The organism is Kitasatospora sp. CMC57, from assembly GCF_045866025.2.
Taxonomy (GTDB): Bacteria; Actinomycetota; Actinomycetes; order Streptomycetales; family Streptomycetaceae; genus Kitasatospora.
The window spans coordinates 1807609-1831582 of sequence record NZ_AP035881.2 but is presented as its reverse complement, the minus strand read 5'-3'; the positions used below and the strand labels follow the sequence as shown (position 1 = coordinate 1831582).

Sequence of the window (23974 nt, the reverse complement as noted above, 5' to 3'; positions counted from 1 at the left end):
ACTGAGATGGCGAACGACGACAAGCTCCTCGATTACCTCAAGCGTGTCACTGCCGACCTGCACCAGACCCGGCAGCGGCTCCAGCAGATCGAGAGCGAGGACCTGGAGCCGATCGCCATCGTGGCGATGAGCTGCCGCTACCCCGGCGGGGTGACCTCGCCGGAGGAGCTCTGGCAGCTGGTCGCGGAGGGCCGGGACGCGGTGACGCACTTCCCGGCCGACCGTGGCTGGGTCATCGACCACGACACCGACGCCGACCGGTCCGGGACCAGCTACGTCCGCGAGGGCGGGTTCGTCCACGACGTCGCCGACTTCGACCCGGGCTTCTTCGGCATCAGCCCGCGCGAGGCCCTCACCATGGACCCGCAGCAGCGCCTGATGCTGGAGATCAGCTGGGAGGCGTTCGAGCGCGCGGGCATCAGCCCCGACAGCGTGCGCGGCGCGGGGGTGGGTGTCTTCACCGGCTCGGGCATCCAGGACTACGAGGACCTGCTCGACGCCGCGCCCGAGGTGGCCGAGGCCTACATGACCACGGCCAGCGCGTCCTCGGTGATCTCGGGCCGGGTCTCGTACGTGCTCGGCCTGGAGGGACCCTCGCTCTCGGTCGACACGGCCTGCTCGTCCTCGCTGATCGCCCTGCACCTGGCCGCCGAGGCGCTGCGCCGCAAGGAGTGCACGCTCGCACTGGCCGGCGGTGTGATGGTGATGTCCACGCCGTCACCGTTCATCGCCTTCAGCCGCCAGCGCGGCCTGGCCCCCGACGGTCGCTGCAAGGCGTTCTCGGAGTCGGCCGACGGGACCGGTTGGTCCGAGGGCGCCGGCGTGCTGCTGCTGGAGCGGCTGTCGGACGCGCGGCGCAACGGACACCCGGTGCTCGCCGTGATCCGGGGCAGTGCGATCAACCAGGACGGCGCCTCCAACGGGCTGACCGCCCCCAACGGCCTCGCTCAGCAGAAGGTGATCCGGCAGGCGCTGGCCAACGCCCGGGTGCCGGCCGGCCAGGTGGACCTGGTCGAGGGCCACGGCACCGGTACCACGCTGGGTGACCCGATCGAGGCGCAGGCACTGCTCGCCACGTACGGCCAGGCCCGGCCGCAGGAGCGACCGCTGTGGCTCGGCTCGATCAAGTCCAACATCGGTCACGCCCAGGCGGCGGCCGGTGTCGGTGGCGTGATGAAGATGGTCATGGCGATCCGGCACGGCCTGATGCCGGAGACGCTCCACGTTACGGAGCCGTCCTCGCACGTCGACTGGTCGGCTGGCAACGTCCGGCTGCTGACGGAGGCTCAGGAGTGGCCGGACCACGGCTACCCGCGCCGGGCCGGCGTCTCGGCCTTCGGCGTGAGCGGCACCAACGCGCACGTCATCATCGAGCAGGCCCCCGAGGCCGAGCCGGTCGCCGAGCCGGTGGTGCGGCCCGAGCCGGCGGCGGGCGTTCCGGCGCCCTGGCTGGTGTCCGCGCGGAGCGCGGACGCGCTCCGCGCGCAGGCGGCCCGGCTGGCTGAACACCTCGGTGGAGCCGACGAGTTCGACCCGCGCGACGTCGCGTACTCGCTGGCCACCTCGCGGGCGGCGCTGGAGCACCGCGCGGTCGTCCTCGCGGGCGATGGTGCGGCGGCGCTGCGCGGACTCGCCGCCATCGCGGACGGCGGGCAGGGTGCCGGCGTCGTCAAGGGCGTGGTGGGCGACGGCCGGACGGCGTTCCTGTTCACGGGGCAGGGGTCGCAGCGGCTGGGGATGGGGCGTGAACTGCACGCCGTCTTCCCGGTGTTCGCGGCGGCGTTCGACGCTGTGTTGGCGGAGCTGGGCGGGTCGCTGCGTGAGGTGATCTGGGGCGACGACGCCGACGAGCTGAACCGGACGGTGAACACGCAGAGTGCGCTGTTCGCCTTCGAGGTGGCGCTGTACCGGCTGGTGGAGTCGTGGGGCGTCCGTCCCGACCTGCTGGCCGGTCACTCGGTGGGTGAGATCGCGGCCGCGCACGTGGCCGGGGTGCTCTCGCTCGCGGATGCCGTGAAGCTCGTGTCGGCGCGCGGGCGGTTGATGCAGGAACTTCCCTCGGGCGGTGCGATGGTGGCGATCGAGACCACCGAGGCGGAGATCCTGCCGCTGCTGACCGACCTGGTGAGCATCGCGGCGGTCAACGGCCCGCGTTCGGTGGTCATCTCGGGTGACGAGGCCACGGTGCTGGAGATCGCCGCCGGGTTCGAGCGGACCAAGCGGCTCAGCGTCTCGCACGCGTTCCACTCACCGCTGATGGACCCGATGCTGGCCGAATTCCGCGCGGTGGTCTCCGGATTGACCTTCGCCCAGCCGGTGATCCCGGTGGTGGCCAGCGGCAGTGTCACGGACCCGGAGTACTGGGTGAGCCATGTCCGCGACGCGGTCCGGTTCTCCGAGAACGTCCAGTACCTGGAGTCGGTCGGGGTCTCGCGGTTCGTGGAGATCGGCCCCGACGGGATCCTGACCGGGGCGGCCCCGCAGTCCGTCCAGGCCGAGAACGCCGTGTTCGTCGCGCTGTCGCGCCGCGACCGCTCCGAGGCGGACGCGCTGCTGACCGGGCTGTCCCGCCTGCACACGGCCGGGGTCGGCATCGACTGGCCGGCGTTCTTCGCCGGGTCCGGCGCCGAGCGGATCGACCTGCCGACGTATGCCTTCCAGCACGCCCGCTACTGGATCGACGCCCAGCCCAGCCTGGGGGACGTGACCTCGGCGGGCCTGGACTCGGCCGAACACCCCCTCCTCGGCGCGGCCGTGACGCTGGCCGACACCGACGGTGTCGTGCTGACCGGCAGGCTCTCGGTGGGCTCGCAGAAGTGGCTGGCCGACCACGTGGTCGGCGGCTCGGTGCTGTTCCCCGGCACCGGTTTCGTCGAGCTGGCGATCCGGGCCGGCGACCAGGTCAACTGCGACCTGCTGGACGAACTGACGCTGGAGGCACCGCTGGTGCTGCCCGCGAGCGGTGCCGTTCAGGTCCAGGTCGCCGTCGGCCCCGCAGACGACACCGGGGCCCGCAGCGTGACCTTCCACTCCCGCCCTCAGGGCGCGGAGTCGGATCTGCCGTGGACCCGGCACGCGACCGGCGTGCTGATCCCCGGTGCCCGCCGCGCCGGTGAGGAACTGACGCAGTGGCCGCCGGCCGGTGCCGTACCGGTCGAACTGGGCGGTCTGTACGAAGGGTTCACCGCAGCGGGAATGGCCTACGGGCCGGTGTTCCAGGGCCTGCGGGCCGTCTGGAAGGTCGGCGACCAGGTCTTCGCCGAGGTCGCTCTGCCCGAGCAGGCGCGGTCCGACGCCGAACGGCTGGCGCTGCACCCCGCCCTGCTGGACGCCTGCCTGCACGCGGCCGTGTTCACCGGCGTGATCGGCGAGCAGGGCGCACTGCCGTTCGCCTGGTCCGGCGTCTCGCTGCACGCGGCCGGCGCGGCCGTGGCGCGGGTCCGGCTGACCCCGACCGGCACCGGCGGCGGTCTCGCCCTGGCCGTCGCCGACGGCGAGGGCCGCCCGGTGGCGTCCGTCGACTCCCTGGTCCTGCGGCCGATCTCGGGTGAGCAGCTGGCCGCCGCCCGTTCCGGCGGCCAGGACTCGCTGTTCCGCCTGGACTGGGCACCGGTCACGCCGGACGGTCAGTCCGCACCGGTGGCGTACGCCGACTGGGCGCAGGTCGCCGACGGCGGTGCGGTCACCCCGGTGGTGACCCTGGAGATCGAGGGCGGCAACGACGCCGAAGCGGTCCGCACCGCCACCTACCGGACGCTGGAGGTCCTGCAGCGCTGGCTGGCCGAGGACCGCTTCGCGGAGGCCCGGCTGCTGGTGGTCACCCGGGGCGCCGTGGCGCTCGCGGGCGAGGATGTCACCGATCTGGCCGCCGCCGCGGCCGCCGGCCTGGTGCGGTCGGCGCAGTCGGAGAGCCCCGAGCGGATCCAGCTCGCGGATCTGGACAGCGAGTTGGACGCGGCGACGGTTGCCCTGATCGCGGGCAGTGCCGAGCCGCAGGTCGTGGTGCGCCAGGGCGTGCTGCGCGCGGCCCGGCTGGCCCGGGTCGCGGCAGCCGCCGACCGGAGCATCGCGCTGGACGGTGAGGGAACCGTCCTGGTCAGCGGCGCCACCGGCGCACTGGGTGGCCTGTTCGTCCGGCACTTGGCCGCCGAGTACGGCGTACGCAGGCTGCTGCTGGTCAGCCGGCGTGGCGCCGAGGCCCCGGGCGCGGCCGAACTGGCTTCCGAGCTCAACGACTTGGGTGCCGAGGTTACGTACGCCGCCGTGGACCTGGCGGACCGTCAGGCCACCGCCGAGCTGCTGCGGGACGAACAGCTCATCGGTGTGGTGCACATCGCCGGTGTGCTGGACGACGGTGTGGTGGGCTCGCTCACCTCCGAGCGGATCGACACCGTGCTGCGCCCGAAGGTGGACGCCGCGCTCAACCTCCACGAGCTCACCGCCGGACAGGAGTTGGCCGCGTTCGTGCTGTTCTCCTCGGCCGCCGGCCTGCTCGGCGCACCCGGCCAGGGCAACTATGCGGCCGCCAACTCCTTCCTGGACGCGCTGGCCGCCCACCGCCACGCCAACGGTCTGACGGCCCACTCGCTGGCCTGGGGCCTGTGGGACCAGGACGGCGGCATGGCCGGCAAGCTGGCCACGGCCGACCGTTCCCGGATCTCCCAGGGCGGGATGTTCGCCCTGTCGGCCGCCGAGGGCGTGCGGGCCTTCGACGCCGCGCTGCTCACCGGCGACCCGGTCACCGTGCCCACCCGCTTCGACCTGGCCTCCCTGCGTGCGCAGGGCGAGGACCTCGCCGAGGTCTTCCGCGGACTGGCCCCGGCGGTGCGACGCCGCAAGGCCGGCGCGAAGACCGAGAGCGGTGCGCTGCAGCGCAGGCTGGCCGCGCTGCCTGAGGACAAGTGGCCTTCTGCACTGCTCGACCTGGTGCTCGGCCAGGCGGCCGCTGTGCTCGGCCACCCCGACCCCACGGCGGTCGACCCGGACCGGCACTTCCAGGACCTCGGCTTCGACTCGCTCACCGCCGTGGAGTTCCGCAACAGTCTCAGCGACGCCGTCGGCCGCCGCCTGCCGGCCACCCTGGTCTTCGACTACCCCACGCCGGTCGCACTCGCGGCCTACCTGCTGGAGGCGGTCCGGGGAGCGAAGACCGAGATCGCCGCGATCGCCTCGACGGTCGCGGCGACGGACGACGAGCCGATCGTCATCGTGGGCATGGCCTGCCGGTTCCCGGGCGGCGTGGAGTCGCCGGAGGACCTGTGGCGGCTGGTGGCCGACGGGGTCGACGCCGTCTCGGACTTCCCGGTCAACCGTGGCTGGGACACCGCGCAGGTCTACGACCCGACCGGCGAGCGGGCCAACACCACGTACACCCGCGAGGGCGGGTTCCTCCACGACGCAGACGAGTTCGACCCCGCGTTCTTCGGGATCGCGCCGAACGAGGCGCTCTACATGGACCCGCAGCAGCGGCTGCTGCTGGAGACCTCCTGGGAGGCGTTCGAGCGGGCCGGGATCGACCCGGGCACGCTGAAGGGCAGCTCGACCGGCGTCTTCGCCGGAATGATGTACCACGACTACGCGGCCAACAACAGCACGGGCGCGATCGCCTCCGGGCGGGTGTCCTACGTCTTCGGTCTGGAGGGCCCGGCCGTCACGATCGACACGGCTTGCTCCTCCTCACTGGTCGCGCTGCACCTGGCGGTCCAGGCGCTCCGTTCGGGCGAGTGCTCGCTGGCGCTGGCCGGTGGCGTCGCGGTGATGTCCACCCCCGAGGTGTTCGTCGAGTTCAGCCGGCAGAAGGGCCTGGCCAAGGACGGCCGCTGCAAGTCCTTCGCGGACGCGACCGACGGCACCGGTTGGTCGGAGGGCGTCGGCATGCTCCTGGTCGAGCGGCTGTCGGACGCGCGGCGCAACGGACACCCGGTACTCGCCGTGGTCCGCAGCACGGCGATCAACCAGGACGGCGCGTCGAACGGTCTGACCGCCCCGAACGGCCCTTCGCAGCAGCGGGTGATCCGGCAGGCGCTGGCGAACGCCGGTCTGACCACGGCTGACGTGGACGCGGTGGAGGCGCACGGGACGGGTACGACGCTGGGTGACCCGATCGAGGCGCAGGCGCTGCTGGCGACGTACGGCCAGGACCGGCCGGCGGACCAGCCGCTCTGGCTCGGCTCGATCAAGTCCAACCTCGGCCACACCCAGGCGGCGGCGGGCGCGGGCGGCATCATCAAGATGGTGGAGGCGATCCGCAACGGTGTGCTGCCGAAGACGCTGCACGTGGACGCGCCGACCACCAAGGTGGACTGGACCGAGGGCAATGTCCAGCTGCTGACGGAGAACCGGGACTGGCCGGAGACCGGCCGGGTGCGGCGGGCGGGTATCTCCTCGTTCGGGCTGAGCGGTACCAATGCGCACGTGATCATCGAGCAGGCGCCGGCGGAGTCGGCGCAGCCCGAGCGGGTGGCTGCCGAGCTGCCGGTGCTGCCGCTGGTGGTGTCGGCGAAGAGCCCGGAGGCGCTGCGGGCCCAGGCTGCCCGTCTGGCGGAGCACCTGGACGCGGGCGCGGAGCTGGATCCGGTCGACGTCGGTTACTCGCTGGCCACGACGCGCGCGGTGCTGGAGCACCGGGGCGTGGTGGTCGGCACCGACCGGGACGAGCTGCTCGCCGGGCTCTGGGCCCTGGCGGACGGGCGGACCAGTCCCGGCGTGGTGAGCGGCTCGGGTCGCTCGCGTGGCCGGACGGCGTTCCTGTTCACGGGGCAGGGGTCGCAGCGGGTGGGGATGGGGCGTGAACTGCACGCCGCTTTCCCGGTGTTCGCGGAAGCCTTCGATGCGGTGTTGGCGGAGTTGGGCGGGGCGCTGCGTGAGGCGGTCTGGGGCGACGATGCCTACGAGCTGAACCGGACGGTGAACACGCAGAGTGCGCTCTTCGCCTTCGAGGTGGCGCTGTACCGGCTGGTGGAGTCGTGGGGTGTGCGTCCCGACTTCGTGTCGGGTCACTCGGTGGGTGAAATCGCCGCCGCGCACGTGGCCGGGGTGCTGTCGCTCTCCGACGCCGCGAAGCTGGTCTCCGCGCGGGGCCGCCTGATGCAGGAGCTGCCTTCGGGTGGTGCGATGGTGGCGATCGAGGCCACCGAGGAGGACGTGCTGCCGCTGCTGACCGCTGACGTGAGTATCGCGGCGGTGAACGGTCCGCGGTCGGTGGTGGTCTCGGGCGACGAGGCCACGGTGCTGGAGATCGCTTCCGGCTTTGAGCGGACGAAGCGGTTGAGTGTGTCGCACGCGTTCCACTCGCCGTTGATGGACCCGATGCTCGGCGAGTTCCGCTCTGTCGTGCAGACCTTGGCGTTCGCGGAGCCGTCGGTCCCGGTCGTGGCGTCCGGTTCCTTCTCGGACCCTGAGTACTGGGTGGGCCACGTCCGTGACGCGGTTCGGTTTGCGGACAACGTGAGGGAGTTGGAGGCGCAGGGTGTCTCCCGCTTCCTGGAGATCGGCCCTGACGGCATCCTGACCGGGTTGGCGCAGCAGAGCGTCGAGTCCGAGGACGCCGTCCTGGTCGCGACGCAGCGCCGGGACCGTCCGGAGGCGGCGACCTTTGTGACGGCGCTCGGACGGCTGTTCGCCGCAGGCGTCGAGCTGGACTGGGCCGCCTGGTTCGCGGGCAGTGGTGGCCGCCGGGTGGATCTGCCGACGTACGCCTTCCAGCGTCAGCGTTTCTGGGTCGACACCAACGAGTACCTGGCCGACTCCTGGTTCGGTGGCGACACCACCAACATCTCGTCGGCCGGCCTCCGTTCGGCCGAACACCCGCTGCTCGGCGCGGTGGTCACGCTGCCGGACTCCGGCGGTGCGGTGCTGACCGGGCGGCTGTCGATCGACACCCACGCCTGGATCGCCGACCACGACGTCCTGGGCAACGTCCTGCTGCCGGGCACCGGCTTCGTGGAACTCGCCATCCGGGCGGGTGACCAGGTCGGGTGCGACGTGCTGGAGGAGCTGACGCTCCAGGCCCCGCTGATCCTGCCGCCCGGCGCCTCGGTGCAGGTCCAGGTCGCGGTGGGCGAGGCGGACGGTTCGGGTGCCCGGACGGTCACGGTGCACTCGCGCATCGAGGGCGACGACGGCGGGGACTGGACGCTGCACGCCGAGGGTGTCCTGACCTCGGGCGCTGCGGCGCCGTCGTTCGACTTCTCGGAGTGGCCGCCGGCCGGTGCCACGCCCGTCGCCACCAGTGACGCGTACGAGGTGCTGCTCGCGCAGGGCTACGCCTACGGGCCGGTGTTCCAGGGTCTGAAGGCCGCCTGGCAGAAGGGTGACGAACTCTTCGCCGAGGTGGCGCTGCCGGTCGAGGCACACGCGGAGGCGGCCCGCTTCGGTCTGCACCCGGCGCTGCTGGACGCCGCGATGCACGCGATCCTGCTCGACGCCGGGGACCGTCCCGACGGTGAGCCCGTGCTGCCGTTCTCCTGGAACGGTGTCACCCTGCACGCCGCCGGAGCCCACGAGGTCCGGGTGCGGATCTCCCAGGTCGGCCCGGAGCACAACATCGCTCTCGCCGTGGCCGATGGTGTGGGTGCGCCGGTGCTGTCGGTACGGTCGGTGGTGGGGCGGCCGGTGTCGTCGGAGCAGTTGTCGGTTGGTCGTGGTGTGGAGTCGCTGTTCCGGGTGGAGTGGCCGGTGGTTGCGGTCGGTTCCGGCTCGGGCGCGCTGCCCGCCTGGGAGTCGCTGGCGGGTGAGGTGCCCGAGGCGGTGGTGCTGGAGTGTGCGACGCCGTCCGGTGATGTGCCTACTGCGGTAAGGGAGTTGGCTGGCCGGGTTCTGGGTGTGGTCGGGGAGTGGCTCGGTGACGAGCGCTTCGAGGATTCACGTCTGGTGGTGCTGACCCGGGGCGCGGTGGTCGCCGCCGACGGCGATGTGGTGGATGTGGTGCAGGCTCCGGTGTGGGGTCTGCTGCGCGCCGCCGCTGCGGAGAACCCGGGCCGGTTCGCGCTGGTGGACTGGGACGGTACGCCGGAGTCGCGGGTGGCACTGAGCGCCGTGATCGCCTCGGGTGAGGCCGAGTCCGCCGTCCGGGCCGGAGTGGTCCGGGTGCCGCGCTTCGCGAAGGTCGGCGCGGTCGAAGGGACGGTGCCTGAGGTTGACGGCACGGTGCTGGTCACGGGCGGCACCGGTGGACTCGGTGCGCTGGTGGCCCGTCACCTGGTGACCGAGCACGGCGTCACGAGTCTGCTGCTTACCAGCCGTCGGGGCCTGGAGGCGCCGGGGGCACGGGAGTTGGTGGCCGAGCTGGCGGAGCTCGGCGCTGCGGTCGAGGTGGCGGCGTGTGATGTGACGGACCGTGAAGCGGTGCGCGAGATGCTGGCTTCGGTTGACGGTCCGTTGGCCGGTGTAGTGCACGTCGCGGGTGTGATGGACAACGGTGTGGTGACTTCGGTGACGCCGGAGCGGCTGGATGCGGTGCTGGCGCCGAAGGTGGACGCGGCGTGGCATCTGCACGAGCTCACGGCTGACCGTGAGTTGGCGTTCTTCGTGATGTTCTCGTCGGCTGGTGGGATGGTGCTGGCGGCGGGTCAGGCGAACTACGCGGCGGCTAACGTGTTCCTGGACGCTCTGGCGGTGCACCGCCGGGCGGCCGGTCTGCCGGCCACCTCGATGGCGTTCGGTCTCTGGGGCGTCACCACCGGCATGAGCGGTGCGCACTCGCTCGACGAGGCCGAACAGCGGATGGCGAAGCTGGGCCTGCCCGCTCTCCCGCAGGCCGAGGGCCTGGCCCTGTTCGATGCTTCGATAGCGACCGGCGAAGCCGTCCTCGTGCCGCTCCGCATCGACCCGAAGGCCCTGCGCACGCAAGGCGATTCACTCCACAGCCTGCTGCGCGGACTGGTCCGGGCCCCGGCCCGGCAGGCGGCCCGCTCGGGTGCCGGTGGCGGATCGGCGCTCGGGCAGCAGCTCGCGCGGCTTGACGCCGCCGAGCGCGGACGGGCCCTGCTGGAGCTGGTGCGGACCGAGGTGGCCGCTGTCCTCGGCCACGCCTCCATCGACGCGGTGGAGCCGGACCGGGCGTTCAAGGAGCTGGGATTCGACTCGCTCAGCGCGGTCGAGCTGCGTAACCGCCTCAACACGGTGATCGGCATCCGGCTCTCCGCCACCCTGGTCTTCGACTACCCGAGCGCCCAGGCGGTCGCCGACCACATCGGCGAGACGCTGGCAGGCACCGAGACGGACTCCTCCGTACCGGTCGCGGTGGCTACGCCGCTGACCGACGACCCGATCGTCATCGTCGGCATGGCCTGCCGCTACCCGGGCGGGGTGGAGTCACCGCAGGACCTGTGGCAGCTGGTGCTCGACGGCGTGGACGCGGTGTCGGACTTCCCGACCGACCGTGGCTGGGACCTGGACGCGCTGTACGACCCCGAGCCGGGCAAGGCGGGTCGCACCTACACCCGTACCGGCGGATTCCTGTACGACGCCGCCGACTTCGACGCCGACTTCTTCGGGATCTCCCCGAACGAGGCGGTCACCATCGACCCCCAGCAGCGGCTGCTGCTGGAGGCGTCCTGGGAGGCGATCGAGAACGCAGGCATCGACCCGCTCACCCTCAAGGGCAGCCGGACGGGCGTCTTCGGCGGCGTGATGTACCACGACTACGGGCTCGGCCCGGAGGCCGCCACCACCAGCGGCGGCAGCCTGGTGACCGGCCGGGTGGCGTACACCCTGGGCCTGGAGGGCCCGGCCGTCACGGTGGACACCGCCTGCTCGTCCTCCCTGGTCGCGCTGCACATGGCGGTCCAGGCGCTCCGCTCGGGCGAGGTGTCGCTCGCGCTGGCCGGTGGTGTTGCGGTGATGTCCACCCCGGGCATGTTCATCGACTTCAGCCGCCAGCGCGGCATGGCCAAGGACGGGCGCTGCAAGTCGTTCGCCGAGGCGACCGACGGCACGGGCTGGTCGGAGGGCGTCGGTGTCCTGCTGGTCGAGCGGCTGTCGGACGCGCGGCGGAACGGGCACCCGGTCCTGGCCGTCGTGCGGGGCAGCGCGATCAACCAGGACGGCGCCTCGAACGGCCTGACCGCCCCGAACGGTCCCTCCCAGCAGCGGGTGATCCGGCAGGCGCTGGCGAACGCCGGTCTGACCACCGCCGAGGTCGACGCCGTCGAGGCGCACGGTACGGGCACCACGCTGGGCGACCCGATCGAGGCGCAGGCCCTGCTGGCGACGTACGGGCAGGACCGCCCGGCCGACCAGCCGCTCTGGCTCGGTTCGATCAAGTCGAACCTGGCGCACGCCCAGGCCGCCGCCGGTGTCAGCGGCATCATCAAGATGGTCGAGGCGATCCGCAACGGTGTGCTGCCGAAGACGCTGCACGTGGACGCACCGACCTCGAAGGTCGACTGGACCGAGGGCAACGTCCAGCTCCTGACGGAGAGCCGGGACTGGCCGGAGACCGGCCGCCCGCGCCGGGCGGGTGTCTCCTCCTTCGGGCTGAGCGGCACCAACGCGCACGTCATCATCGAGCAGGCCCCGGCCGTCGAGGTCCGGCCGGCCACCGTGGTCGCCGAGCTGCCCGTGGTGCCGTGGACGGTTTCGGCGAAGAGCGCGGAAGCGGTCCCGGCGCAGGCGGCCCGGCTCGCCGAGTACGTCGAGGCCAGGCCCGAGCTGGCCCCGGCCGACCTGGCGTTCTCGCTCGCGACCTCGCGTTCCGCGCTGGACCACCGGGCGGTGCTGGTCGGCGCCGACCGGGACGAACTGCTCGCCGCACTCCGTGAGCTCGCGGCGGGTCATGGAGGCACCAGCCCGGCCAGGCCCGGGGCGCAGGTGGCCTTCCTGTTCACCGGACAGGGGTCGCAGCGGCTCGGGATGGGACGTGAACTGCACGCTGCCCACCCGGTGTTCGCCGCCGCCTTCGACGAGGTTCTGGCGGAGCTGGACGGGTCGTTGCGCGAGGTGATCTGGGGCGAGGACGCCGACGAGCTGAACCGGACGGTGAACACGCAGAGCGCGCTGTTCGCCTTCGAGGTGGCGCTGTACCGGCTGCTCGAGTCCTGGGGCGTGCGGCCGGACTTCCTGGCGGGTCACTCCGTCGGTGAGATCGCCGCCGCGCACGTCGCCGGAGTGCTCTCGCTGAAGGACGCCGCCGAGCTGGTCTCGGCACGCGGCCGACTGATGCAGCAACTGCCTTCCGGTGGAGCGATGGTGGCGATCGAGGCCACCGAGGAGGAGGTCCTGCCGCTGCTCACCGCCGACGTCAGCGTCGCGGCCGTCAACGGCCCCCGCTCCGTGGTGATCTCGGGTGACGAGGCCACCGTCCTGGAGATCGCCGCAGGCTTCGAGCGGACCAAGCGGCTGAGCGTCTCGCACGCGTTCCACTCGTCGCTGATGGACCCGATGCTCGACGACTTCCGGTCCGTCGTCAGCGGGTTGACCTTCCAGACGCCGAAGACCCCGATCGTGACCACCGGCAACGTCACCGACCCCGAGTACTGGGTGAACCACGTCCGCGACGCGGTCCGGTTCGCCGACAACGTCAGGGAGTTGGAGGCGCGCGGTGCCTCCCGCTTCGTGGAGGTCGGCCCCGACGGCATCCTCACCGGCCTGGCTCAGCAGAGCGTCGCGTCCGACCGTGCACTGTTCGTCGCGGCGGTCCGCAGGGACCGTCCGGAGCCCGCCGCGCTGGTGGCCGCGGTAGGCCGTCTGCACGCCGCCGGTGTGGCGGTCGACTGGCCGGCGTTCTTCGCCGACTCCGGCGCCCGCCGGGTGGATCTGCCGACGTACGCCTTCCAGCGGACCCGCTACTGGGTGGACGCGCTGGCCGGGGTGAACGACGTCGCCTCCGTCGGCCAGGACGCCGTCGAGCACCCGCTGCTCGGAGCGGCCGTCGAACTGCCTGACGGTGCGGGCCTGGTGCTCACCGGCCGGCTCGCCACCGGATCCCAGCCCTGGCTGGCCGACCACGTGGTGGGCGAGACCACGCTCTTCCCGGGCACCGGCTTCGTCGAGCTGGCGATCCGGGCCGGTGACCAGGTCGGCTGCGGGGTGCTGGAGGAGCTGACGCTCCAGGCGCCCCTGGTGCTGCCGGAGCGCGGCGGTGTCCAACTCCAGGTCGCGGTCGGAGCGGCGGACGGGACGGGTGCGCGACAGGTCACCGTCCACTCCCGGCCGGAAGGTAACGAGGGCGCGGGGTGGACCCTTCACGCCGAAGGTCTGCTCACGGGTGAGACCCGGGCGCCGTCCTTCGACCTGACTGCCTGGCCGCCGAGCGGTGCGACGGCGGTGGGCGTCGAGGACGGGTACCGGCGTCTGCTGGACCTCGGCTTCGGCTACGGTCCGGTGTTCCAGGGCCTGCGGGCGGTCTGGCAGGACGGCGAGGCGATTCTCGCGGAGGTCGCGCTGCCCGCCGAGGCGCACTCGGAGGCGGTCCGCTACGGCCTCCACCCCGCGCTGCTGGACGCCTGTCTGCACGCGGCGATCCTGGCCAACGAGGACGCGGACGGCGAAGGCCGGGTGCTGCCGTTCTCCTGGGCCGGGGTCGAGCTCCACGCCGCCGGTGCGGCCGCCGTCCGGGTCCGGATCTCGCCGACCGGTGAGAACACGGTGGCACTGGCCATCGCCGACGCCGTCGGCAAGCCGCTGGCCACGGTGCGTTCGCTGGTCTCCCGTCCGGTCTCGGACGAGCAGTTGGCGGCGGGCCGGACGGCCTTCCACGACAGCCTGTTCACCCTGGACTGGGCTCCGGTGATTCCGGCCGCCCCAGCCGTTCCGGTGTCCGCCGTGGACTGGGAGACGGTCGCGGCCGCCGGTGCGGCGGTGCCCGGGGTGGTGGTGCTGCGGGTCGAGGGCGGCAACGACGCCGAGGCGGTCCGTACCGCCACGCACCGGGTGCTCGCGGTGCTCCAGACCTGGTCGCAGGAGGAGCGGTTCAGCTCCGCCACACTGGTGGTGCTCACCCGGGGTGCGGTCGCGCTGCCGGGGGAGGACGTCACCGACCTGGCCGGTGCGGCCGTCTGGGGTCTGGTGCGGGCGGCTCAACTGAGCGACCCGGAAGGCATCGTGCTCGCCGACCTCGGTCCCGACCGGGCCGGGGAGGCCGAGGCGCTGGCCGCCGTACTGGCCACCGGCGAACCGCAGTCGGTGGTCCGGGACGGTACGGTCCTTGCGGGCCGGCTGGCCCGGGTGCCGGTCGCCGACGGGGCGTCCGGGGACGCCGTCACCCGCTTCGACCGGACCACCGGGGACCCGGTGCTGGTGACCGGTGCGACCGGTCTGCTGGGCCGGCTGGTGGCCCGCCGCCTGGTGACCGAGCACGGGGTCCGTAGCCTGCTGCTGGTCAGCCGGCGCGGTGCGGCGGCCGACGGGATGGCCGAGCTGCGGGCCGAACTGGCCGGACTGGGCGCCGAGGTGGAGCTCGCCGCCTGCGACGTGTCGGACCGGGAGTCGGTGGCCCGGCTGCTGTCGGGCCGTCGGCTGTCGGGCGTGGTACACCTCGCGGGTGTGCTGGACGACGGTGCGATCGGCTCGCTGACGCCGGAACGGATGGACCGGGTGCTGCGCCCGAAGGTGGACGCGGCGCTCAACCTGCACGAGCTGACCAGCGGGATGGAGCTGACCGCCTTCGTGCTCTTCTCCTCGGCGGCCGGCACGCTCGGCAACGCGGGCCAGGGCAACTACGCGGCGGCCAACGCCTTCCTGGACGCGCTGGCCGCGCACCGGCGGGCCAACGGGCTGCCCGCCCAGTCGCTCGCCTGGGGCCTGTGGGCCGACGGCGGCATGGCCGGTGAGCTGGCCGAGGCCGACGTCCGGCGGATGGGCCGGGTCGGCATCGGGGCGATCCCGACCGAACGGGGTCTCGAACTCTTCGATGTGGCGGGGACCTTGCCGGTCCCGGCGGTACTGCCGATCCGACTCGACCTGCGTACGCTGGCCGAAGTCGGCGAGGACCTGCCGCCGGTCTTCCGGGGTCTGGTCCGGGCCCGCCCGCGCCGGGCGGCCGCAGCCACCGCCGGCGCGGTCTCCGCCGAGGGCCTGCTGGCCCGGCTGAGCGGCCTGCCGGCGCCCGACCGGGCGGAGGTGCTGCTCGACCTGGTGCAGACCCAGGCGGCCGCGATCCTCGGCCACGCGGGCGGCCACGCGGTCGAACCCGACCGGGCCTTCAAGGAGTTGGGCTTCGACTCGCTGTCGGCGGTCGAGTTCCGCAATCTGGTCAACGCGGCCACCGGCCTTCGGCTGCCGGCCACGCTGGTCTTCGACTACCCGAACGCCCGCGCCCTCGCCCTGCACCTCGGGGAGGTGCTGGTCCCGGACGCCGGGGACGGCCGGCCCGAGGCCGCCGGCACCGAGGAGGACCGGATCCGCCGCATCCTGCGGGAGATCCCGATCGACCGGCTGCGGGCGGCCGGCCTGCTGGACGAACTGCTCGACCTGGACGGCGGGTCGGCCGTCGGCAGCGGCGGGACGGAGCAGGACGGCGCGGCGGACGAGGAGGGCTCCCTCGACGGGCTCGACGCCGACAGCTTGATCAGCATGGCCTTCGAGGGCCTCTCCATCGACGACTGATCGAACGAACACGGAAAGGAATCGGGATAGCGATGGCTCTGGCGCCCAGTGCCAAGGGAAGCGTGCCGTTTCGTGAACACAAGACCTGGTACCGGGTCACCGGAGACCTGAACTCGGGCAAGCCCGTTCTGGTCGCGGTGCACGGCGGGCCCGGCAGCACGCACGACTATCTGCTGAATCTCGCCGAACTCTCGGCGCAGGGCTGGCCGGTGGTGCACTACGACCAGATCGGGAACGGTGGTTCCACCCATCTCCCGGACCGCGGTGCGGATTTCTGGACGGTCGAGCTCTTCCTCGACGAACTGGACAATCTGCTCGGCGCGCTGGGGATATCCGACAACTACGTGCTGTTCGGCCAGTCCTGGGGCGGGCTGCTGGCGGCGAAGCACGCCGCCGGCCGCCCGGCCGGGCTGCGCGGCCTGGTGGTGGCGAACGCCCCGGCGTCGTACCCGCTCTGGCTGCAGGAGGCCAAGGTGCTCCGCGACCAGCTGCCGCTCGAGGTGAACGACACGCTGCTCAGGCACGAGGCGGCCGGGACCACCGACAGCCAGGAGTACTTCGACGCGATGATGCCGTTCTACCTGCGGCACGTCTGCCGGATGGACCCGTGGCCACGGGACTTCATGGCCTCGTTCATGGAGGTCTACAACGACCCCACGGTCTACCGGACCATGAACGGGCCGAGCGAGTTCCACGTGATCGGCACCCTCAAGGACTGGGGGGTGACCGACTGCATCGAGCAGATCACGGTGCCCACCCTGCTGATCTCCGGCGAGTACGACGAGGCGACCCCGGCGACCGTCCAGCCGTACGCCGACCTCATCCCGGACGTCAGCTGGGAGGTCTTCGAGAACTCCAGCCACATGCCGCACCTGGAGGAGCCGGAGCGGTTCCTCGAGGTGCTGAGCGGATACCTGAGCCGGATTCACTGACCGGAGATCCAGGGGTTGGCGGACGGGCTAGGGGACGGAACAGGGGGGTCGGCGGATACGCCCCCGGACTAGTCTCCATAAACCAGAGCGAGTCAAGTCCCCGAGCCGTCACTGGATTCGCCGGGTTCAAGGTATTCAGGCCGCGTTGCACACCTATGCCGGGGCCCACTCCCCACAGGCGGGCCCATGAGACCGGAGGAATGTCCGAATGTCCCTGCTGACCCTCGAATTCCCGACCACGGAGCGGTTCAAAGCGTTCGGCCCCAGACACATAGACGAGATCGCCAGCCGCTACGGACTTCCTGCGCACCTCCAGGAGACCGTCCGGATGATCTCTCAGGTCCTGCCGTTCCGGGTCAACGAGTACGTACTCTCCTCGCTGATCGACTGGACCGACATCCCCAACGACCCGATCTTCCAACTGGTCTTCCCGCAGCCCGGAATGCTGTCGATCGAGGACGAGAAGCGGCTGAGCGTGCTCTCCGGCGACCCGGCCAACAAGCTCCAGCTGCGGGAGACCGTGCAGGACATCCGCTCGCGGCTGAACCCGCACCCGTCCGGGCAGAAGGAGCTCAACGTCCCCCGGCTGAACGGGGTCGAACTGGCCGGCATGCAGCACAAGTACCGCGAGACGGTGCTCTACTTCCCCGGCCAGGGGCAGACCTGTCACGCGTACTGCACGTACTGCTTCCGCTGGGCGCAGTTCGTCGGTGACGCGGACCTGAAGTTCGCGGCGCCGGACCCGAGTCAGCTGGTCGAGTACCTGAAGGCGCACCCGCAGGTGACCGACGTGCTGGTCACCGGCGGCGACCCGATGGTGATGTCGACCGAGCGGCTGCGCAGCCACCTGGAGCCGCTGCTGGCGATCGACACCGTCCGGACCATCCGGATCGGCACCAAGTCGGTCGCGTACTGGCCGCAGCGGTTCGTCACCGACCAGGACGCCGACGAGGTGCTCTGGCTGTTCGAGAAGATCGTCGACTCGGGCCGCAACCTCGCGGTGATGGGCCACTTCAGCCACCCGAGGGAGCTGGAGACCGACATTGCCCGCCGGGCGCTGCAGCGGATCCGCTCCACCGGAGCACTGGTCTACGGCCAGGCCCCGCTGATCGGCCGGGTCAACGACGACGCCGACGCCTGGGCCGAGCTGTGGCGCCGGGAGCTCGGCGCCGGCGTGGTCCCCTACTACATGTTCGTGGAGCGGGACACCGGCCCGCACGACTACTTCAAGGTCCCGCTGGCCCAGGCGGTCGGCATCTTCCAGGCCGCCTACCGCCAACTGCCCGGTCTGGCCCGCACGGTGCGCGGTCCGGTGATGTCCGCCAAGCCGGGCAAGGTCGCGGTGGACGGGATCGAGGACACCCCGCAGGGCAAGTTCTTCCAGCTGCGGCTGCTCCAGGCCCGTGACCCCGAGCTGGTCGGCCGGCCGTTCCGCGCGCACTTCTCCGAGACCGCCTCCTGGGTGGACGAGCTGGAGCTCGCGGACACCACGCCGGCCGACATCAGGGCAGCGGTTCAGGGGACCTGAGCACAGCACGGGAGGCGGCGGGACCCTCCTCCGATCCGGGCACAAGGCCTGGGCGCAACGGCAGGAATCAGTGGAAGGAGCTGACGATGACCAACCGGAAAGTGTCACCGAACCTGGACCTCAACAACGACGTGGCGGAGCGCAGGACCAGGGGCGAGTCGATCGTCCACCTGGCCTTCGGCGAGGCGCGGTTGCCCGTCCACCCGGCGCTGAAAGGGCAGTTGGCGGCCAGCTCCGGCGAGAACGCCTACGGGGCGGTCCCCGGCGGCCGGGCGGTCCGGCGGGAGGCGGCGGGCTACTTCAGCCGCCGCAACCTGCCGACCGAGCCCGAGCAGGTCGTGGTCGCCCCCGGCAGCAAGCCGCTGCTGATGGCGGTCCAGTTCGTCGTCCCCGGCGACCTGGTGATCCCCAGGCCCGCCTGGAACACCTACAAGCCGCAGGGCCTGCTGGCCGGCAAGCAGGTGTACGAGGTGGACATCCCGGCCGAGTGCGGCGGTGTGCCGGACCCGGTCAAGCTGCGGGAGACCGTCCGGGCCGCCCGCGCGGCCGGCGGCAACCCGCGGCTGGTGGTGCTCACCCTCCCGGACAACCCGACCGGCACCGTGGTCCCCCCCGAACTGGTGCGGGAGATCTGCGCGGTGGCGGAGGAGGAGGACCTCTACCTGATCTCCGACGAGATCTACCGGGACGTGGTGCACGACCCCGCCACCCCGGTGCTCAGCCCCGCCGAGGTGCTGCCCGAGCGCACCATCGTCACCAACGGCCTGAGCAAGACCCTGGCGCTCGGCGGCTGGCGGATCGGCGTGGCCCGGTTCCCCGACAACGTCTGGGGCAATAGCGTCCGGGACGGCGTCATCTCGCTGGCCAGCGAGGTCTGGTCGACGCTGGCCGTTCCGATGCAGGAGGTCGCCGCGTACGCCTTCTCCGAGCCGCCGGAGGTGCGCGACCGGTTCGCCCGCAGCGCCAGGCTGCACGGGGCGGTGGCCCGCGCGGTGTACCGGATCATGATCGGCGCCGGCGCCACCTGCCGTCCGCCGACCGGCGGCTTCTACGTCTACCCGGACTTCGAGCCGAAGCGGGCGGTGCTGGAGACCAAGGGCGTCACCGACGCGCAGTCCCTGTTCCGCTACCTGTTCGACGAGTTCGGCATCGTGGTGCTGGCGGGGGACAACCTCGGTGACGACCCCGGGGCGCTCCGCTTCAAGGCCGCCACCAGCCTGCTCTACGGCCACACCAGGGAGGAGCAGCAGCTCGCCCTGGACGCCGAGGACCCGCTGTCGCTCCCGCACATCCGGGACGTGCTGACCCGGATCGAGGAAGCCTTCACCAAGCTCGTCGGCTGACCGCTCCACCAACTCCGAAGGGAACAACCCGAGATGAACGCCGAAGACCGGCGCGGCACCGCGATCGTCTTCCCCGGCATGGGGCCGTCGCCGTTCGCGGACGTGGCGAAGTTCATGCTGCTCAACCCGTTCGCCCGGAAGCTGGTGGCGACCGCCGGGGAGACCCTCGGGTACGACCTGCTGGCGCGCTACCGGGCCAGCGAGAGCGACTACTCCGAGTACGCCCAGGTCGCCTTCCTGGTGAACTGCGTGGCGCTCGCCCAGTGGGCCGGGGCCGAGCTGGACGGCCGCCCCGAGCTGATCGCCGGGCCGAGCTTCGGCAGCAAGGCGGCCGCCGTGCACTCGGGCTCGCTGGACTTCGCCGAGGCGGTCTGGGCGACCGCCCAGATGGCCCGCTGCGAGGACGAGTACTTCGCGGTCGAGCACCGGGACATCGTCACCCACTCCTTCACCCGTACCCCGCAGGCCCGACTGGCCGAGATCCTGGCCGAGTTGGACGAGCAGGGGGAGTGGTACGACATCTCCTGCCACATCGACGAGGACTTCTACATGCTCTCGCTCCGGGAGGGCCGGGTCGACTGGCTGCAGGACCGGATCCGGGCGACCGGCGGGCTGCCGCTCTACACGATGAACCCGCCGATGCACTCCTCGGCCTTCGGCGCGCTGCGCGACCGGGTCGAGGCGGAGGTGGTGGACCGGCTGACCTTCGCCGACCCGGCACTGCCGATCGTGGCGGACCAGGACGGCGCGGTGCTCACCACCGGCGCGGGCGTCCGGACGATGATCCTGGACGGCTACGTGAAGCCGGTCCGCTGGCCCGCCGTGGTGGAGACCTTCCGCCGGCTGGGGATCGGCACCGTCCAGGTGTCGGGCCCGGACGGCCTGTTCGGCCGGGTCGGCGCCACCACCCGCAACTTCGAGGTCGTCCCGGTCAACCCGCGGACCGCGATGCAGCCGCGCCGCCGGGTCGCCGCATAAGAGAAATTCCCTCCGGAATCACCAGGATTCCGGAGGGAATTCGACCCGACGTCCGTGACGGTCAGACAGCCGGAGCACCGAGCTTCGAGATCGCGTTCCACAGGGTCTCGGGAGTGGAGAAGGTCTCGGAGTTCAGGAAGTCGTGGATGAACTCGACACCGTACGTCTCCTCCAGCGAGGCGAGCAGGTCCACGGTGCCCATCGAGTCCAGGCCGAGTTCACGGAGACTGACGCCGGGCTGGAGCTCGTCACCGGCCTCCAGATACGGCAGGTGGCGGCGGATCGTGTTCTCGAACTTCTTGTCCCACATGTTGACTCCGAATGTCGGTTCCCGGCCTGGGCGGGATTTCCAGGATCTCTTGCGAGTTTGACGATACCCGCGCCGGGAGTGCGGGCCACAACCCCTTACCACCCCTCTCCTGGAGGCAGAGATGAACCCGACCGACGGGCCTGCGCTGCACGCCCGCTTCCTCCGCGGCCTGGCCGTCTCGCCCGACCGCCTGGCGGTCCGGCTGGGCGCCGAGTCGCTCACCTACACCGAGGTGCACCGCCGCGCGCTGAGCTGGGCGGGCGCCCTGCTGGCCGGCCCCGGCGAGCCGCCCGAGGTGATCGGGGTACTGGCGGGCAAGGGGGTCGAGGCGTACGTCGCGATCCTGGCCGGCCTCTACACCGGACGGACCGTGGTGCCGCTGCGCGCCGACTTCCCGGTGGCCCGGACCCGCCGGATGCTCGAGGTGGCCGGGGTCCAGGCCGTGGTGGCCGACCGGTTCGGTCTGGCCAACCTGGTCGAGCTGGCGGCCGAGGGCCTGGACCTGCCGGTGCTCGCCCCCGGCCACGGGGTGGACGAGGCCGGGCGCCTGCGCGGCCTGCCGCTGCGCGGGATCGCGCTGGACGAGCGTGACGCGCTGGCCGAGCCCCGCCCGGTGAGCGCCACCGACCGGGCGTACGTCCTGTTCACCTCGGGCTCGACCGGCACCCCGAAGGGCGTGCCGATCAGCCACGGCTCGACCCACCACTACTTCGAACTGCTCGACCGGCGGTACGACTTCACCGCCGACGACATTTTCTCGCAGACCTTCGACGTCAACTTCGACTGCGCGGTCTTCGACATGTTCTGCGCCTGGGGCGCCGGGGCCACCCTGCTCGCGCTGCCCAACGAGGCGTACCACGACCTGCCCGGCTACCTCACCCAGCAGGGGGTGACGGTCTGGTTCTCCACGCCGAGCGCGGTCTCGCTGGTGCGCCGCACCCGGGGGCTCAAGCCGAACTCCATGCCGGGACTGCGCTGGAGCCTGTTCGCGGGCGAGGCGCTTCGGGCCGCGGACGCCACCGACTGGCAGGACGCCGCGCCGAACTCCACGCTGGAGAACATCTACGGCCCGACCGAGCTCACCGTCACCGTCACCGGCCACCGCTGGGACCGGGACACCTCGCCGGTACTCTGCGTCAACGGGCTCACCCCGATCGGCACCGTGCACGAGGGGCACGACTTCGTACTGCTCGGCCCCGACGGAGTGCCCTCGCCGACCGAGGGCGAACTGTGCATCACCGGACCGCAGATGACCACCGGCTACCTCGATCCGGCGGACGACCAGGGACGGTTCCTGGAGCACGAGGGCCGCCGCTGGTACCGCACCGGCGACCGGGTGCGGCAGCACGGCAACGGGGTGCTGGTCTACCTCGGCCGGCTGGACGCCCAGGTGCAGGTGCAGGGCTGGCGGGTCGAACTGGCCGAGATCGACCACGCGCTGCGGGTCTGCGCCGGGGTGCAGGACGCGGTGGCGGTGACCAGGGAGGGCGCCAACGGCACTGAGCTGGTGGTGTTCTACGTGGGCGAGAAGTCGCCGCCGGCCGAGCTGGCCCGCCAACTGCGTGACGTCCTGCCGCACGCGATGGTGCCCAGGCACTACCGGCACGTCGAGGACTTCCCGCTGAACGCCAACCGCAAGGTGGACCGCGGCCTGCTGGCCAGGCAGGCGGCCGCCGAGCTGGAGGCGGTCGCGGTCTGAGCGCGGACCGACCGGAACGGCCCCGACCTCCAGGAGGTCGGGGCCGTTCCGGTCGGTGCGGCGTCAGGTGACGCTCGCCGCCAGCACCTTGCGGTCGATCTTGCCGTTCGGGGTGACCGGCAGGCTCTCCACCACCCGCAGTTCGTGCGGGGTCATGTAGGCCGGCAGGGTCTCCTTGCAGAAGGCCCGGATCTCGTTCTCGCTGATCTGCTCGGCGTCCTTGGCCGTGACCACGAACGCGCCGAGCACCGGCTCCTTGTCGGCGCGCGGCAGCACCAGCGCGGCGGCCGCGGTGATCCCGGGGAACTCCAGGATGCGCCGCTCCACCTCGCCGAGCTCCACCCGGTTGCCCCGGATCTGCACCTGGTTGTCGGCCCGGCCGCAGAAGTACAGCTCGCCGTCCGGGCCCTGGTAGGCGAGGTCGCCGGTACGCAGCACCAGCTGGCCCGACTTGGGGTTGAGCGGGTCGGGCACCTGGGCCGCCCGGGTCGCCTCGGGGTCGTCCCAGTAGCCGGTGAACAGCGACGGCGCGCGCAGGTGGATGTGGCCGACCACGCCGGGCTCGGTGATCGGCTGCTGGTCCTCGTCGACGATGGTCATCTCGGCGCCCGGGTAGGCGAAGCCGATCGAGAGCTTCTCCAGCTCGTCCGGGAGCGGGTTGGGCACGTCGGTGAAGGAGGCGGCCATCGACTCGGTGGCGCCGTAGCAGTTGACCAGCCGGGCGTTCGGCCGGGCCCGCTGGAGCAGCCGCAGCTCGGGCAGCGGGAAGTCCTCGCCGCAGAACAGCACGCCGCGCAGCTTCTCCAGCTCGGCCAGCCCGGCGAGTTCGTGCCGCAGCACCCCGCGCCAGATCGACGGCACGCCGTTCACCTGGGTCACCTCGGCCTCGTTCAGGAAGGCCAGGAAGCGCCGGGGCCAGGGAAGCGCGGCGCGCGGCACCGGGACCACGGTGGCGCCGCTGCCCAGCGCGAGGCCGATGTCCAGCAGCGAGAAGTCGAACTGCAGCGGCGAGGTGGTGGCCACCCGGTCCCCGGTGCCGACGATGCCGGCCGACAGCATGCCTCGGTAGAAGGCCACCACGCCGCGGTGGCTCATCACCACGCCCTTGGGGCGTCCGGTGGTGCCCGAAGTGAAGATCATGTACGCCGGGTCGGTGGCGGACGCCTCCCGGCGGTGCCGGACCCGGGCCACCGGCGGGCGCTCCACGGCGAGCGTGTTCGGCCCGAACCTGGCCGTGCCGACCTCGGCCGGGATGCCCTGGCGGACACCGGTCGGGCTCTGCAGGTGCAGCGCGGGCGCAGTGGTCGAGATGATCGAGTGCAGCCGCTTGTCCGGGGTCTCCGGGCTGACCGGGATGAATGCGACCCCGGCCTTGGAGCAGGCCAGCAGCAGGGCGATGGCGTGGCCCGAGGTGTCGGACTCCAGGATCACCCGGTCCCCGATGTCGAGGCCGAGGTCCAGCAGCGCGGCGGCGTACCGGTCGACCCGGTCGGCGAGTTCCCGGTAGGTGGTGGTGATCAGCCCGCCGACTCCGTCGGATTCGACCACGGCGGCCCTTTCCGGGGCGAATGCGACCGGGGCGAGCATGAATTCATGAATTCTCTCCGCAGGCCGCTGCGCATAATTCTCGGCAGTCAA

Annotated in this window: 8 protein-coding genes; 6 read left to right on the top strand and 2 right to left on the bottom strand. The window is 72.0% G+C overall.

Annotated features, from left to right (window positions below):
* Window positions 1–6 precede the first annotated feature (6 nt).
* The 5 genes from ACKUU6_RS08245 (at window position 7) to ACKUU6_RS08225 (ending at window position 20327) form a co-directional block, all read left to right on the top strand.
* Window positions 7–15546 carry an SDR family NAD(P)-dependent oxidoreductase gene (locus ACKUU6_RS08245; protein WP_407987820.1) on the top strand — a complete coding sequence of 5180 codons (15540 nt, stop codon included), beginning with the start codon at window positions 7–9 and terminating at the stop codon, window positions 15544–15546.
* 32 nt (window positions 15547–15578) lie between these two features.
* Complete coding sequence (locus ACKUU6_RS08240) at window positions 15579–16478, top strand: proline iminopeptidase-family hydrolase (RefSeq protein ID WP_407987819.1); 900 nt, start codon at window positions 15579–15581, stop codon at window positions 16476–16478.
* Window positions 16479–16686: 208 nt separating this feature from the next.
* Complete coding sequence (locus ACKUU6_RS08235) at window positions 16687–18006, top strand: KamA family radical SAM protein (protein WP_407987818.1); 1320 nt, start codon at window positions 16687–16689, stop codon at window positions 18004–18006.
* A gap of 86 nt (window positions 18007–18092) precedes the next feature.
* Window positions 18093–19349 (top strand): pyridoxal phosphate-dependent aminotransferase, encoded by a 1257-nt coding sequence (locus ACKUU6_RS08230; RefSeq protein WP_407987817.1) that lies wholly within the window; start codon window positions 18093–18095, stop codon window positions 19347–19349.
* Window positions 19350–19382: 33 nt separating this feature from the next.
* Entirely contained in the window at window positions 19383–20327 is a 945-nt protein-coding gene (locus ACKUU6_RS08225) for an ACP S-malonyltransferase (protein ID WP_407987816.1), read from the top strand.
* 61 nt (window positions 20328–20388) lie between these two features.
* Here ACKUU6_RS08225 and ACKUU6_RS08220 read toward each other — a convergent pair whose 3' ends face one another.
* The gene (locus tag ACKUU6_RS08220; protein WP_407987815.1) at window positions 20389–20637 is read right to left on the bottom strand and encodes an acyl carrier protein; all 249 of its coding nucleotides are present in this window, start codon (window positions 20635–20637) and stop codon (window positions 20389–20391) included.
* A 121-nt stretch (window positions 20638–20758) separates the two neighbouring features.
* Between ACKUU6_RS08220 and ACKUU6_RS08215 the strand changes: the two genes are divergently transcribed.
* Window positions 20759–22336 (top strand): AMP-binding protein, encoded by a 1578-nt coding sequence (locus ACKUU6_RS08215; protein ID WP_407987814.1) that lies wholly within the window; start codon window positions 20759–20761, stop codon window positions 22334–22336.
* Between the two features lie 63 nt (window positions 22337–22399).
* On the opposite strand, the gene ACKUU6_RS08210 is transcribed toward ACKUU6_RS08215, so the two are convergent.
* On the bottom strand, window positions 22400–23923 hold the full coding sequence (locus ACKUU6_RS08210) for a D-alanine--poly(phosphoribitol) ligase (RefSeq protein ID WP_407987813.1): 1524 nt from the start codon (window positions 23921–23923) through the stop codon (window positions 22400–22402).
* Between the last annotated feature and the right edge of the window lie 51 nt (window positions 23924–23974).

Excerpts from the sequence above, each read along its gene's own strand:
- ACKUU6_RS08220 (WP_407987815.1), bottom strand. The coding sequence starts at position 20,637 with ATGTGGGACAAGAAGTTCGAGAACACGATCCGCCGCCACCTGCCGTAT.
- ACKUU6_RS08210 (WP_407987813.1), bottom strand. The coding sequence starts at position 23,923 with ATGCTCGCCCCGGTCGCATTCGCCCCGGAAAGGGCCGCCGTGGTCGAA.
- ACKUU6_RS08245 (WP_407987820.1), top strand. The coding sequence starts at position 7 with ATGGCGAACGACGACAAGCTCCTCGATTACCTCAAGCGTGTCACTGCC.
- ACKUU6_RS08215 (WP_407987814.1), top strand. The coding sequence starts at position 20,759 with ATGAACCCGACCGACGGGCCTGCGCTGCACGCCCGCTTCCTCCGCGGC.
- ACKUU6_RS08240 (WP_407987819.1), top strand. The coding sequence starts at position 15,579 with ATGGCTCTGGCGCCCAGTGCCAAGGGAAGCGTGCCGTTTCGTGAACAC.
- ACKUU6_RS08230 (WP_407987817.1), top strand. The coding sequence starts at position 18,093 with ATGACCAACCGGAAAGTGTCACCGAACCTGGACCTCAACAACGACGTG.
- ACKUU6_RS08225 (WP_407987816.1), top strand. The coding sequence starts at position 19,383 with ATGAACGCCGAAGACCGGCGCGGCACCGCGATCGTCTTCCCCGGCATG.
- ACKUU6_RS08235 (WP_407987818.1), top strand. The coding sequence starts at position 16,687 with ATGTCCCTGCTGACCCTCGAATTCCCGACCACGGAGCGGTTCAAAGCG.